This is a genomic window from Mucilaginibacter sp., from assembly GCF_025362475.1.
Lineage (GTDB): Bacteria > Bacteroidota > Bacteroidia > Sphingobacteriales > Sphingobacteriaceae > Mucilaginibacter.
Window position 1 is genome coordinate 18,984 of record NZ_JANYGH010000008.1, and the last position, 14,218, is coordinate 33,201.

The following is a 14,218-nucleotide window of genomic DNA, read 5'->3' on the forward strand; positions in this document are numbered from 1 at the left end:
TGATTAAGTGAGTGGTTGACTGGAGCAAAAAAAATTAGAAACGATTTACATAAACACGAATGCAAAATAAAAACCTATACAAATGCGCACTTAGCTTATTGATGGCGGGTGCAAGCTTACTTCCGGCTAAGGCGCAACTGGGCGTTGCAAAAGAAACTTTTACACGTGCCGATACTTTACGCGGATCATTAACCACACCGCTGCGTACCTGTTATGATATTAACTACTATCACTTGGATGTGAAGTTTGATATCGATAAAAAATTCATCAGTGGTAATGTATTATTCAAGTTTACGGCTGTTAATGATTTTAATAAGTTGCAATTTGATCTTTGGAATAACCTGCAGATAGCAAAAGTGGTTTACAAAGGTCAGGAATTGAAATACACCCGTGAATTTAACGCCGTGTTTGTAACCTTCCCTAAAAACATTACTAAAGGCAGTAAGGATGAATTTACAGTGTACTACTCGGGCAATCCTACCATAGCCAAACGTGCTCCCTGGGATGGAGGCGTTGAGTACAATACCGATTCATTAGGTCATGCATGGGTATCCACCGCCTGCCAGGGCATGGGAGCCAGCGTTTGGTGGCCTACTAAAGATCAGCAGGCCGATGAAGTGGATAGCGCGCTCATCAGCATCAGCGTACCAAAAGGTTTAAAAGATGTGTCAAATGGTCGTTTACGTAAAGTTACCGATCTGAAAGATGGGTATACCCGGTTCGATTGGTTTGTAAGTAACCCCATCAATAATTATGATATTGAAGCCAACATTGGCGATTACACCCATTACGAGGGTATTTACAATGGCGAAAAAGGTAAACTTACCATGGATTTTTGGCCATTAAGCTACAACCTTGACAAAGCTAAAGCCCAATGGGGCCTTGATGCGCCGCGGATGCTGAAAGCTTTTGAAAACTGGTTTGGCCCTTATCCTTTTTATGAGGATGGCTACAAACTGGTAGAAAGTCATCACCTGGGTATGGAGCACCAGAGCGGAACGGCCTATGGTAATCATTATAAAAACGGCTACCTCGGTCGCGACCTTTCGGGTACAGGCTGGGGACTTAAATGGGATTTTATAGTTGTGCACGAAAGCGGGCACGAGTGGTTCGGCAATAACATTACCTCAAAAGACCTCGGTGATATGTGGATCCACGAAAGTTTCACCAATTATTCTGAATCGCTATTTGTAGAAACTTTTTATGGCAAACAAGCCGGCCAGGAATATGTATACGGCACCCGCGCAAGCATCGTAAACGACAGGCCTATAGTTGGTCCGTATAACGTGAACAAAGAAGGCTCGGGCGATATGTATTACAAAGGCGGCAATATGCTAAACATGATCCGCACCATTATTAACGACGATGAAAAATGGCGTAGTGTACTGCGCGGACTTAACAAAACGTTCTACCATCAAACCGTTACCTATGATCAGGTTGTGGATTATATCAACAAGCAATCGGGGATGGATCTGTCGCCGATATTTGACCAATACCTGCACTACAAAACCCTGCCTATACTGGAGCTGATGGTAAAAGATGGCAAAACCCTCGCCCGCTGGACCAGCGCAGATGCTAAAGGCTTCAATATGCCGGTAAAAGTTAGGGTTAAAGGTGGCGACTATAAATTTATTACCCCAACAACCCGCTTTAAACCTATTGAACTCGACGGCGCAACAAAGGATAATATTGAGATTGATACGTTCAATTTTTATATTGGAGTGCTGGTAGAGTAAAAGTAAGTTTGTTTTGCTAAGTGATGAATTTCGCGAAACGCTGAAGGAGAAATGACAAATCGATTTAAACCCAATGTTATGCTGAACTTGTTTCAGCACCCCACTTGCTAAGTGTACTTCATGCGGTCCACCTGTCCTGTGGGATCCTGAAACAAGTTCAGGACGACTTCAGTTTTATAACTTGTAATAGGTAGTGATGAAACTTAAGGAAACGCTGAAGGAGAAATAACAAACGGCGAAAGACTTACGAAGTTTTAAAACGGCGAAGCCCTCAACGAGGCCAAAAACAATATTATCGAGTTAAACTTCGTAAGTCTGGGATTCAACAACTTGCCATGGTTAGTAATGAGACATCTGCTTACTCAATAGAAATGACCTATTTTTAACTTTATTTCTGCCTCCGTGCAACCTCGTCAAAAAACTTGCGTCATATAGACACAAAACATACAGTTAACATGAAATTATTAAGCAAAATATTACTGGTTACCGTTTTGGTAACGGGTACTGCAGGTTATACAATAGCAAAAACTTATTCAACAGAAGTAACTCAAAATACAGAAGATCGCCATATTACCGGTTTCAGTTCGGTAAATGTTGCAGGTTCATTCGATGTAGTTATTACACAGGGATCTACCGAGTCGGTTAAGGTACAGGCCCCGTCTGATATTATTAGTCGGATCATCACCGAAGTTGAAGGCGGTGTACTTAAAATATATACTAAAAGTGATAATGACTGGCACTGGTTTAATGGAGGTCATAAAAAAATAATGATCTATGTATCGGCTAAAGAGCTTAATGGCGTCATCCTTTCAGGATCTGGCGATGTATCTTTTAAAGGGGGCATCCGCGCCAATTCCTTTAAACTGAAACTTACAGGATCTGGTGATGTAACTGGCAGATTGGATGTAAAATCACTGGACGCTGTTTTGGCCGGATCCGGAGATATTACTATAAGTGGTAGTGCCGATAACTCCAATATCAGCGTTGCCGGCTCTGGCGATTATTCTGCCAGAGACCTTGTTACAAATACGGCATCAGTACGTGTTGCAGGCTCTGGCGATGTCAGAATAAACGTTAGTCAGAAACTTGATGCATCGGTTATAGGTTCGGGCGATGTACACTACACAGGTAGTGTTAAAAACATCAACAGCTCCAAAGTGGGTAGTGGCGATATTAGCAGAATGTAAAAACCTCGCCTAAACAGCGAAGCTATTCTCCGAAAGAGGAAACATTAAGATAAAAATGAAAAAAAGCGATGAGAAACTCATCGCTTTTTTCGTTTAAACTATTTTCACGTCCTCTTCATTGAAGAGAGCCGGCTGATTCTAAAATCTGGTATAAAAAGCCAGCTGAGCCACGTGATTAAGCGTATAGCTTTCTGCTTGTTTAATGTATTGATTAAGGTAACCTGTCTCCACATCTATCATCTTGTTGATACGATACCCTACCGCAACGTAGGCCCTGTTCTGATCAAAAAAGTGCTTATTCCCCTTGTTTTTATTTTGGATGTTTACAAACACTTCGTTTTGCAAGGCAACAAACGGCCCTTTGTTAAATGCTCCCGAATCTTTTTTCAGTGGGATAACTCCTCTCGCAAAATATCTTAAGCGCTGCGCAAAATACTGATCGTTCTTATTTGCCGCGGTGTGGCCCAGGAAACGCTGCTCTAAGCGGAAACGGTGTGCTACTGCAATGTTTTTATTTACTTTGTGCGAATAGGTATACTGCTCCCATATACGGTGTTCCGGGCGGAAGGTTTGGTCGCCCGCTGTATTGCGGCCATAAGTGGCTATATATGCATATCCCAAGGCTCCTACCTTATTTTTAGCGAAGTAATAATTAGCCGATGGACGCAGCAATATGTGCTTTAGATAGCTAAGCTCATCATGTGAACGGAGCTGCCCATCAAACGAATACCCCCAGTGCTCAGATAATTTTTGGCTATGGAACAAAGCCGCCCATGCCGAAAACTGGTTATCCTGCGCAAATAGCTTCGCAGGTACTATAAACAATAAAACTATTAAAACTGCTAATTTTTGCTTCAACTTCATAGATGTATATATTATTTAATAAAATCGTACTAACCAATTTTTAATCCTTCAACCTGATTAAGGTCCTTCTGCCCAGGTCAACAGTTACCCTGAAAGCTTCCTGGTTACTTGTTTTAAAGCCAGGTGTTTGGTGAAAACTTAAAATAAACTGCCCTTTTATCCTATTGTACAGGAAAGGCGTCCATATAATATCCATACGGTTGTACGTTTTCTTTTCATAAAACGCATCACCGTACATGATATGATGTCCTTGCCCTTTATAAAATTCATCAAACAATGCAAAACGGTGATAGCCAAAATAAACATTTGCCACAAAGCCCGCTGGCTTTTGGAAACCATCAACCCCACGGGTTCGTTCAAATGACATCATACCTCCTGCTTCTATTGATAAGGAATCAAGAAAGGTTTTGTGGCCAAAATCGAGCCCTAACCTTATCTGCCCCGCCCCGTTATCTTGTATATTATCATTAGGGACCGCTATAATTGCACCGGCATCGTGCTCCAGCATAAAATTGTGCGATACATAAAACATACCTGTAACCGATGGCTTGTACCTGCCCGAAAATCCAAATAAAAACTGCTCTCTATCTGTATTGGTTTGGCGGCTTACCCAATCTATCCAGCCGGTTTCTACAAAATGATCGTTATGCACACGTGCTAAAAGCCCCTGGATATTGGGACGATAATAGCGCAAGGTATCATTAAGTATTGCCCGTGGATAATCATCAAGTAAACCCTCACGAGGGAAAGCCCCGGCATTAAAAAGCCAGCTTTTACCTGTAAAGCTATAATAGGCAATTGGGTCTACTTTTAAAAAATAAGGTTTGGCGCCAAACTCATGAATACCATTGGCACCCACAATAAAGTGATTTAAACTATCAAGGTTCCATCCCACATCAAGAGCGGTACGCACACCATTGTAGGTGCGAGATCGTAATACAAACGGCTTATACTCGCGGTTGTCCATAAAGCCCATCGCGTTAAAATGAATATCAATGGTTTGCTGTGCCAGCGCGGCAGTACCGGTAATTATTGTAAAAACTGCAAGTAAGTATATTCTTTTAAACATAGGTGTAATTATTATTTAACTGTAAAACTAATACCATCGCTGTTCCTGCCTCCCTGGAACGGCTCTGTACGCAAGGAGAAGAACAGCAGATAATTTGCCTTTTTCTCAGGAGCAGTAAGGGTAAAGGCATAGTCGGTTTGTTCGCCTGGTTTCAGAGATATATTATTAAAGTCATCTCCCGAAGCTTGTGTCTTCACTATGTCCTCACCGATTAGTATACAGGCTTCTAAGGTAAGCGGATGCGTTTGGTTTTTGTTGCTGAGGTTAATGGTATATGAATATGGATTAGTTATCCTCATATTGATTACATGCTTTTGTCCGGGTGCAAATGCAAAATTAGGAGATAAAATTTTACATTTCACTTTTTGGTAAGTGCGGGTATCCTCTACCCAGCTGCCATACCATTTCCCCCTGATGGTCATACTATCGGTAGTAACATTGGGTATCTTATCATGAGTAAGATAATAAACTCTTTTATGCTGAAATTGCTCCTCAAACGGCCACATATCAAACTGGGTGGTTCGGTAATACCGGGAATCATAGGCAAACCCTTTTAAAGAGTTGGTGTAATAAGAATATCTTGATGGATCCTGGTACTCATTTTTCATGACCAAATAGCTATCGCCAATTTTGGCATGAATAGCATCCGCCCATTTATGATGACCAAAGTATGCCTCTAACTGTTCATTCCCTTTTAAAATATCAAAGCCTGAAACTACACACAACCTAAACGCCACAAACAACGCGATATTGGTAATGCTTAAACGATACAACCATTTAGGGTTCAATCCCCTTTCCTTAAGATTAATGAGTGCAAGCATTACCAAAGGCACAAAGCCAATGAGGGCATAATGTAACTGCACAGTAGCCTTTAATGAGCTCAGGATAAAAAAGGCGAATGTGCATACCATGTTCACCTGCAGGGCCCTCATAAATTTATCCTGAATCCGGGTAGTAAAGGATGCATAAAACAAGTACCAGGATGTGAGCGCGCCACCCAAAAGCAATTGACCAAAAAAGAAATCAGATCCGGCATTGAAGTGAAAACCGCCGCCTTCCCGCTCAAACAGGCTAATATTTATAGCCGGGAAGTTATGGTGATACTGCCATAAAATATGAGGCACATACAAACCCAGAGCCAAAAACACAATAAAATAAAAAGAAGGACGCCTTAAAAGTTTAAGATTTGATAGCAGGGTAAAACTAACCACCAATATACCATGGTACTTACTGTACATAAGGCAAGCCACTACTATGCCCAATATCAGGGCCAGTTTCCAGCTGTTGTTATCAATGTATTGCTGGTAAAAACAGTAAAACAGCACTGTAAAGAAAAGCAGTGGCGCATCGGGTGTGGCGGTAAAGCCATAGATATGGAACACCCATACGCCCGACATCAGCAAAATAAACCATTTGGTACTTACTTCATACCTTTTAAGCATCAGCCAGATGATGTAGATAGAGAGCGTGCTCGATATAACCATCGCCAGCCGTGTTCCCAGTTCGTTATGCATCAGCATATCACCCATGCGGATAAATACAGCCACCATAGGCGGGTGGTAGTAGAAACCCCAATCCATCATGCGCGAGAAGATCCAGTAGTAGGCTTCATCGGCATGCACCTCTAAAGTGGAAGCCTGCAGGATGTTTAGCGCCGTCCACAGCAATAAAAAATAAATAATGGGCTTGTTGTATTTTGTTTGGGCCGGCGTATTAATTATGGCGGTATCCTGCATTAATGAACTATTGAAATTGAGTTTGTAAAGGTATAATAAAACACCAAACACATAAAACTATCCCTATCATGAATAAGTAATTTGATGAAATAATAACCTAAATCTTCCTACTTTAGCCCTCCAATAACTAAACAATTATCTATAATGCTCAAATCAATAGAACTAATCAGAGGACCAAGGGAATTGGCGCTCAACCAGGTGAAGGACCTTACGCTGGAACAGCTTAACCACGTACCTCAGGGTTTTAACAACAATATCATCTGGAATATAGCACACATGATATCGGGTCAACAGGGTATTTTTTATACCCGTGCAGGTTTACCGGTAATAGTGGACGACAAATACTATACCCCCTACCGCCCGGAAACTAAACCAACTACTTTTGTGGGGGCCGAAGATGTAGCCATCATCAAAGAACTATTCCTTTCAACTATCGATCAGCTGGAAACAGATGTTAACAACAACCTGTTTGTAAACTACCCAACCTGGAGCACCCGGTATGGCACTACTGTAAATTCTGTTGAAACCGCGCTGGCATTTTTGCCTTTTCATGAAGGTTTACACTTCGGGTACATGATGGCATTGAAAAGAGTATTATAAGGTAATATAGTGTGTTCGATTTTGCGTGTGGATTTCCGGCAAACCCTGTTGACGAAGTGTACCCGATCATCGACCCAACAACGGCCGAATAAATAATATTACTTTTCCTTTTCTATAAATTCATTTATACCCTTTTTACGCTTTTTTTTTACAAAAAAACTTCTGAATTGTACGTTATTTGGTAATATGAATCCCACTACAACTCCGATTCTCTTCTTGATTTTCAATCGTCCGAGCCATACCAAAAAAGTTTTTGATGCTATCAAGATCCAAAAACCCAAAACTCTCTTTATAGCCGCAGATGGGCCGAGAAAAGACCGACCTGGTGAATTTGAAAAATGTGAACTTGTCAAAAAAAACGTTTTGGATGCGATTGATTGGGATTGTGATGTTAAACTTTTATTTAGAACAGAAAACTTAGGTTGCGGAAAAGCAGTATATGGAGCAATAAACTGGTTTTTTGAAAACGTGGAAGAAGGAATAATATTGGAAGACGATTGTGTGCCCGGAAATAGCTTTTTTTATTTTTGTGAGGAGCTATTAAACAGGTACAGAGATACTGAACAGATTATGCATATCAATGGCACACGGTTTCAGCATACAAGCAATTTCGGAAACAAAAGCTATTATTTCAGCAACTATATACATCCTTATGGATGGGCTACCTGGCGGCGCGCATGGCAAAAATATCAGTTTGATATTCCTGTAGAAACAAGCGAAGAGTTTAAAATCATACTAAAACAAAAATTTCCGGATGTTCTTGAAAGGCATCTTTGGGAAACATCCTTTTTAGGCATGGCTCAGAATAAAATAGATACATGGGACACACAATGGAATTACAGCATTTATAAGTCTTCGGGTTTTGCAATTACGCCAGTATTAAACCTTGTTTCAAACATAGGCTTTGACGATGAAGCAACGCACACCAATGAATATACCGTGGGCATTGCAGATTTATCAATAAATACAATAGATACAATTGTGCATCCTCAAAAAATAGCTGTATCAAAGGCGGCTGACAGGCATACTTATAAAAAGCATTACGAACTTAAGATCACTCTTTTTAATAAATTAAAATTTAAAATTGGCAAGGTCCTTCCTTTTGTAAAAACCGCCTATTTAAGATTATTTTTAAAAAAGGACTTCTAAAAACAAAAACGATACCTGATCTAAAGCTTTATAAAAATTTAAAATAAGTCCACTAACTGACCTCAAGACTTTCAAATTTCAATTATTTAAAGACCGATTTTGCGGCTCGTCTATTAATTAAAATCCAGTCGTTTTTTTCTACTTTTATAGAAAAACCTGAACGCGATGATTTTTACCATCATTAGCATTTTAACATGTTTTATAAACGTAGCATCCGTCACCTACCTCATTGTCGGCCTAAAAAAAATTAAACAAATAAGCAAGCTACCTGTAATTGACGATGAACCTGCAGTAGTCATAATTATAGCTGTACGCAACGAAGAACAAGACCTTGAAAAAGCGTTGTTAAGCGTTTGCCGTATCAATTATTGTAACTACAGGATTATTGTAGTTAATGACCGATCTACCGACGGCACTGCTGAGATATTAAAGGGATTCATTACAAATTATCCAAAACTAAGTGTTACCACCATTGACAGCCTGCCTTCTGGATGGCTGGGTAAAAACAATGCATTATACCAGGGCTATAAAAGCAGTAATGAAGAATGGATGCTTTTTGCTGATGCCGATATTGTTTTTCACCCGGATGCGTTAAGTAAGGCCGTAGGCTACGCGGTAAAACAAAAGCTTGATCATTTAACCATATTGCCGCAATTGGTATCACCATCGCCTATTTTAAACAGTGTGCTGGCCACATTTAGCATCATGCTCATGATGCATATGCGGCCCTGGGATGCCAAAAACCACAAATCAAACGCGTTTGCAAGTATTGGTGCATTTAATTTGTTAAGGCGCAGTGCCTATGAAAAAGTTGGCACCCATGCCCGCATAAAATTAAGACCTGATGATGATCTGCAGCTTGGTCATATTATCAAGTCGGCAGGGTTAAACCAGGATGTATTGGCGGGCAATAACTACATCTGCCTGGAATGGTACAAAAACCTGCGCCAGTTTGGCCACGGAATATTGAAAAACTCTTTTGCCATAGCCGAATATAAACTCGGCAGAGCTCTTGTAAATGCACTTTCCATGTTGCTAAGTTTTACGTTGCCATTGCCCATCTTTTTTATTTTTGGTTCCACACAGATCCGTTTAATAGCATGCGTGATTTTGCTATTTCTGCTGATATACATGACTGTAGTATTACCCAATAAATGGTGGTATGCATTTATGGTTCCGTTTGCCGGTGCGTATATAGCCTACTTTACAATAAAATCGGCATTGATAACGCTTAAACAAGGCGGTATTTATTGGCGGGAAAGTTTTTATTCGCTGGCTATGCTTAAAGGCAAAGATTAAGCTTTACACAATGCCCATCCATTGCACAAAATGCGTACAATATTTAATTATAATTTCAATAACAACTGACTATCAGTATATTGTATAACATTTGAAAAAACACCTAACTAAACCAAATACTATTTTAACCGGGCCTATCTGCAGGACTGAACAAATCCAAGCCCTTCATTTAGGCCATGCGTTATCAACCGGGCTGTCACAACCTAAATACCTTAATCAGTACTAAATAAACCTATTGCTAACACGTATATTTTAAGTTGCATATAATAAACGATACAATTTTTTAAATCTTTAAAATTTTGGTATGCTTCCTAAACCCTATATTTTATTCCAATTTATATCCTTCTGTAGCCTTTTATCACATTTAAGCGCTGGCATTCATTATTGCTTTATTTCTTCCAGGCTTATAAAAATTCCTTTTTACATTTTAAATTTAAATGGCAAAAGCCAGCTATATAAAAATCTTAATCAAATCTGGTATACCCGGCTTGTTAGGAGAATAGTTTCGTTATCTGTACGAAGCCCGCTTAGGCTCATTACGCTCCGTTTAGTAAATTTCAATATTACTATTCCTTCCAATTCTGGTTGCGTAATAGCTATTTGCCATACACCATGGAAAAGACTATTGGTGCAATGGTGCCTTCAAAATAATTTTTCGCTGATTATAGCCGGTGGCAGATGGACCAAACAAAGAGGCACAATTCAACGGCAGGCCCTCGGAATTACAGATCTGCGCTGCATAGTAAACTATTTGAAACAGAATGGCCGGATAGTTATTACCTGCGATATTTTCAACAATTTAAACAATTGTCCTGTAAGCTTTTTAGGCAAACATCAAAATGTATCGCTACTTCCTGCGCGCCTGGCACGAATAGCCGGCGTACCTTTAATTACCGCTATACCGGTACTCAGAAAAGGGAAGATCCATTTTGACGGAGGCCCTCAATTTGATTTAAATAAGCTGAACTCCGATTCAACAGACGTAATGCAGCAAATTGTTTCGTTTTTAGAAACCGAGATAAAAAACGACCCCAGCATATGGCTCACTACCTACCACCAAAATTTTGCCTGATCAAATAACGGCCATCTCAAAGTTAGGCTACTTAAAACACAGCATTTTATCTTTACCTCATTTTTTCATAGAGCCATCGGCTCGAAGATATTGTAACAACGGATTTCAATCCGTTGACCCTAACCCAAATAAAAATGAGTGCCGTAGGCACGGCGCATCTTTTAAGCACATACCGACATTTCCATTTATTGCATGTTAATAACAGTTAACCAGCTGAGCACATGGGCCGAATCTATGGTTCTTTTTTACCTGCTGCTTCTTTTTCAACGGATTAAAATCCGTTGTTACAATATTAGCCGGGGCTACGCCACTAATTTATAACTACCTATGCAACAGACACTTTATAAAGAAAAAAAAAAGAGAATCCCATTTGCTTTAGCCAAATCACAGCCATACTAACAAACTTGTGTACACATAGTAGCCCCTTGGGAAGGGATTAAAAACCTTAATAGCCTGCACCGTTAGGTGCTACCTGTTTGTAGCAAACACAGCATATTATCTTTGCCTCGTAGAGGGCTACCCTTCAACAACAATTATTTACCTCGTTTATTGGGGTTGCACCTACGGCGTTCATAAGAATAATAAAAAGCAGGGGCCATGTGCGATTCCTCCCTCGGGGAAGGGGAGGTAGGGGTTTAATCAGGCGTACAAGTACCGCTGCAGATCGCATGTCGGCGAAACCCCTCCCTGCCATCGCGCACTTTTCAACCGCACCCCTCCCGTTGGGAGGGAACAAAAAAAACTTTAGAATACCTTTGGTGTCTCCGCAAAACGCAATTACAACACACCACTTTGTACCGCCTCGTCCTGCCACACCAACAAAACCCTGCCGCACAAAAAAAGCCTCCTTTTTCAAGGAGGCCCGGTATAAATATTTGATGAATAAGCTTAGCCAGCTAATGCTGCAGCACCGCTCACAATTTCGGTAAGCTCGGTAGTGATCGCAGCCTGGCGGGCCTGGTTGTATGAAAGTTTTAAAGCTTTCAACAAGTCGCCAGCATTTTCGGTAGCCTTATCCATAGCCGTCATACGTGCGCCATGCTCAGATGCGTTTGAATCTAATACCGCGCGGTATAACTGTATTTTAATATTTTTAGGGATCAGTTGCTCTACAATTTCCTCTTGCGATGGCTCCAGGATGTAATCAACATTAGCAGTTTTCACCGCATCCTTTTTATCGGGTTTTGGAACAGGTAATAACTGCTCGGCAACAAGGTATTGTACAGCCGCGTTTCTGAAATGGTTATACACCAGTTCAACACGGTCATACTTGCCATGAACAAAACCTTCCATAATGCTTTCAGTAATTTTTGAAGCATTTTCAAAGTTAAGGTCAAGGTACAAATCGTTATTGTTACCAATTACATTGTACTTGCGTCTTTCGTAAAACTCCTGACTTTTTTTACCGATCGCTACAATCGAAACATTACCGGCCGCTAATTGCTTGCTGTATTTTTCGGCAATAAGGTTGTTGGCCGTTTTAATTACGTTGGCGTTAAATGCACCTGCCAAACCACGGTTTGATGATACTACAACAACCAAAATACGCACGGGCTCGCGCTCCTGCAAATAAGGTGATGAGCCGTCCTCTAAACTTTGAGAAAGGTTTGCCAGCAGCTCTTTAAGCTTATTAGCATAAGGGCGCAATTGAACGATAGCATTTGTAGCGCGCTTTAACTTAGCAGCCGAAACCATTTTCATGGCCTTGGTGATCTGCTGTGTTGACGATACAGACTTTATCCTGTTTCTTACTTCTTTTAAATTAGCCATCTTTTTTGAGTATCAAGTAGTTAGTATCAAGTATCAAGACTTGTATGACCACTCGACTAATGCTATATTTTTTTGAATACAAGTAGTTAGTTTCATAATACCAGGCGCTTAAATACTTGCTACTTGATACTAACTACTTGCTACTAAAATTAATACTTTCCTGCCAGTTCTTTAGCTACTGTTTCCAGTACGCCTGTTATCTGATCATCAAACTTACCTGCTTTAAGGGCAGCTAATACTTCTGGATGACGAGCTTCTAACTGGCTTGTGTATTCCGCCTCAAACTTCCTGATATCCTTTACAGGTACAGTACGCATCAGGTTTTTTGTACCTAAGTAAATGATGGCAACTTGTTTTTCAACAGATACCGGTGAGTACTGGCCTTGTTTCAACACTTCCACGTTACGTACACCTTTATCAAGCACGTTTTTGGTTGATGCATCAAGATCAGATCCGAATTTAGAGAAAGCCTCTAATTCGCGGTATTGAGCCTGGTCAAGTTTCAAAGTACCTGCTACTTTCTTCATTGATTTAATCTGCGCGTTACCACCTACACGTGATACCGAGATACCTACGTTAATAGCCGGACGAACACCCGCGTTAAATAAGTTTGACTCAAGGAAGATCTGGCCATCGGTGATCGAAATCACGTTGGTAGGGATGTATGCAGATACGTCACCAGCCTGAGTTTCGATAATAGGCAAAGCGGTTAATGAACCACCACCCTTAACTATACCCCTGATAGACTCTGGCAAATCATTCATCGCCTGGGCGATAGAATCATTGGAGTTGATCTTGGCGGCACGCTCTAATAAACGGCTGTGCAGGTAAAATACGTCACCCGGATAAGCCTCACGGCCCGGTGGACGACGAAGTAACAATGATACTTCGCGGTAAGCAACAGCTTGTTTAGATAGATCATCATAAACGATCAACGCCGGACGGCCTGTATCACGGAAGTACTCGCCAATTGCAGCACCTGCAAAAGGAGCAAAGAACTGCATGGTAGCAGAGTCAGCAGCACTTGCAGCCACAACGATAGAGAAAGGCATAGCGCCGTTTTCTTCCAGTGTGCGTACAATGTTTGCTACTGTTGATGCTTTTTGACCGCAGGCAACATATATACAGATAACCGGTTTACCGGCATCATAAAATTCTTTTTGGTTGATAATGGTATCGATACAAACAGCAGTTTTACCTGTCTGGCGATCGCCAATAACCAACTCACGCTGGCCACGGCCAATCGGGATCATTGCGTCAATAGCTTTGATACCTGTTTGCAGAGGCTCGGTAACCGGCTGACGGTAGATAACACCTGGCGCTTTACGCTCCAATGGCATTTCGTAAGTTGTGCCAACTATCGGTCCTTTACCATCAATTGGTGTACCTAAAGTATCAACAACACGGCCAAGCATCCCTTCGCCAACGTTGATTGATGCAATACGGTTAGTACGTTTTACAGTATCACCTTCTTTAATATCGTCAGATTTACCTAACAATACCACACCCACGTTATCTTCTTCAAGGTTAAGTACGATACCTTGCAATCCTGTGCCAAATTCTACAAGCTCACCTGATTGTACTTTTGTTAATCCATAAACGCGTGCAATACCATCACCCACCTGGAGTACAGTACCCACTTCTTCTAATTCAGATTCTGACTTAAAGCCTGCCAATTGCTGACGCAAAATTGCCGATACTTCGTCTGGTCTTACCTCTACCATTGTTTAAATTTA

General features: G+C 40.9%; 11 protein-coding genes. 6 read left to right on the top strand and 5 right to left on the bottom strand.

Going from position 1 to position 14,218, the window contains the following annotated elements; all coding sequences use genetic code 11:
• The first annotated feature begins 59 nt into the window (after window positions 1–59).
• Both Q0R88_RS03875 and Q0R88_RS03880 read left to right on the top strand, forming a co-directional pair.
• The gene (locus tag Q0R88_RS03875) at window positions 60–1,736 is read left to right on the top strand and encodes a M1 family metallopeptidase (RefSeq protein ID WP_295712521.1); all 1,677 of its coding nucleotides are present in this window, start codon (window positions 60–62) and stop codon (window positions 1,734–1,736) included.
• A gap of 455 nt (window positions 1,737–2,191) precedes the next feature.
• Window positions 2,192–2,923 (top strand): head GIN domain-containing protein, encoded by a 732-nt coding sequence (locus tag Q0R88_RS03880; RefSeq protein WP_295712523.1) that lies wholly within the window; start codon window positions 2,192–2,194, stop codon window positions 2,921–2,923.
• A 138-nt stretch (window positions 2,924–3,061) separates the two neighbouring features.
• On the opposite strand, the gene Q0R88_RS03885 is transcribed toward Q0R88_RS03880, so the two are convergent.
• From Q0R88_RS03885 to Q0R88_RS03895, 3 genes are read right to left on the bottom strand one after another with little or no spacing between them, the layout of a single operon-like run.
• The gene (locus tag Q0R88_RS03885) at window positions 3,062–3,787 is read right to left on the bottom strand and encodes a DUF2490 domain-containing protein (protein ID WP_295712526.1); all 726 of its coding nucleotides are present in this window, start codon (window positions 3,785–3,787) and stop codon (window positions 3,062–3,064) included.
• A 40-nt stretch (window positions 3,788–3,827) separates the two neighbouring features.
• Window positions 3,828–4,856, bottom strand: coding sequence for a hypothetical protein (locus tag Q0R88_RS03890; RefSeq protein WP_295712529.1), 1,029 nt, complete (start codon window positions 4,854–4,856; stop codon window positions 3,828–3,830).
• Window positions 4,857–4,867: 11 nt separating this feature from the next.
• A complete protein-coding gene (locus tag Q0R88_RS03895) occupies window positions 4,868–6,592 on the bottom strand; it encodes a glycosyltransferase family 39 protein (RefSeq protein WP_295712531.1) in 1,725 nt (574 codons plus the stop codon).
• A 144-nt stretch (window positions 6,593–6,736) separates the two neighbouring features.
• Between Q0R88_RS03895 and Q0R88_RS03900 the strand changes: the two genes are divergently transcribed.
• From Q0R88_RS03900 to Q0R88_RS03915, 4 genes are all read left to right on the top strand, one after another.
• The gene (locus Q0R88_RS03900) at window positions 6,737–7,192 is read left to right on the top strand and encodes a DinB family protein (protein WP_295712534.1); all 456 of its coding nucleotides are present in this window, start codon (window positions 6,737–6,739) and stop codon (window positions 7,190–7,192) included.
• 186 nt (window positions 7,193–7,378) lie between these two features.
• On the top strand, window positions 7,379–8,341 hold the full coding sequence (locus Q0R88_RS03905) for a nucleotide-diphospho-sugar transferase (protein ID WP_295712537.1): 963 nt from the start codon (window positions 7,379–7,381) through the stop codon (window positions 8,339–8,341).
• 165 nt (window positions 8,342–8,506) lie between these two features.
• Window positions 8,507–9,640, top strand: coding sequence for a glycosyltransferase family 2 protein (locus Q0R88_RS03910; protein ID WP_295712539.1), 1,134 nt, complete (start codon window positions 8,507–8,509; stop codon window positions 9,638–9,640).
• A gap of 304 nt (window positions 9,641–9,944) precedes the next feature.
• Entirely contained in the window at window positions 9,945–10,712 is a 768-nt protein-coding gene (locus tag Q0R88_RS03915; RefSeq protein ID WP_295712541.1) for a hypothetical protein, read from the top strand.
• An 888-nt stretch (window positions 10,713–11,600) separates the two neighbouring features.
• Here Q0R88_RS03915 and atpG read toward each other — a convergent pair.
• Together atpG and atpA are read right to left on the bottom strand one after the other, a co-directional pair.
• A complete protein-coding gene (gene atpG, locus Q0R88_RS03920) occupies window positions 11,601–12,482 on the bottom strand; it encodes an ATP synthase F1 subunit gamma (RefSeq protein ID WP_295712543.1) in 882 nt (293 codons plus the stop codon).
• 149 nt (window positions 12,483–12,631) lie between these two features.
• Window positions 12,632–14,206, bottom strand: a complete 1,575-nt coding sequence (gene atpA, locus Q0R88_RS03925) for a F0F1 ATP synthase subunit alpha (protein WP_295712545.1) — start codon at window positions 14,204–14,206, stop codon at window positions 12,632–12,634.
• Window positions 14,207–14,218 lie beyond the last annotated feature (12 nt).

Bases quoted from the DNA above. Each gene is read 5' to 3' on its own strand.
- Q0R88_RS03875 (WP_295712521.1), top strand. From the start codon at position 60: ATGCAAAATAAAAACCTATACAAATGCGCACTTAGCTTATTGATGGCG.
- Q0R88_RS03880 (WP_295712523.1), top strand. From the start codon at position 2,192: ATGAAATTATTAAGCAAAATATTACTGGTTACCGTTTTGGTAACGGGT.
- Q0R88_RS03885 (WP_295712526.1), bottom strand. From the start codon at position 3,787: ATGAAGTTGAAGCAAAAATTAGCAGTTTTAATAGTTTTATTGTTTATA.
- Q0R88_RS03890 (WP_295712529.1), bottom strand. From the start codon at position 4,856: ATGTTTAAAAGAATATACTTACTTGCAGTTTTTACAATAATTACCGGT.
- Q0R88_RS03895 (WP_295712531.1), bottom strand. From the start codon at position 6,592: ATGCAGGATACCGCCATAATTAATACGCCGGCCCAAACAAAATACAAC.
- Q0R88_RS03900 (WP_295712534.1), top strand. From the start codon at position 6,737: ATGCTCAAATCAATAGAACTAATCAGAGGACCAAGGGAATTGGCGCTC.
- Q0R88_RS03905 (WP_295712537.1), top strand. From the start codon at position 7,379: ATGAATCCCACTACAACTCCGATTCTCTTCTTGATTTTCAATCGTCCG.
- Q0R88_RS03910 (WP_295712539.1), top strand. From the start codon at position 8,507: ATGATTTTTACCATCATTAGCATTTTAACATGTTTTATAAACGTAGCA.
- Q0R88_RS03915 (WP_295712541.1), top strand. From the start codon at position 9,945: ATGCTTCCTAAACCCTATATTTTATTCCAATTTATATCCTTCTGTAGC.
- atpG (WP_295712543.1), bottom strand. From the start codon at position 12,482: ATGGCTAATTTAAAAGAAGTAAGAAACAGGATAAAGTCTGTATCGTCA.
- atpA (WP_295712545.1), bottom strand. From the start codon at position 14,206: ATGGTAGAGGTAAGACCAGACGAAGTATCGGCAATTTTGCGTCAGCAA.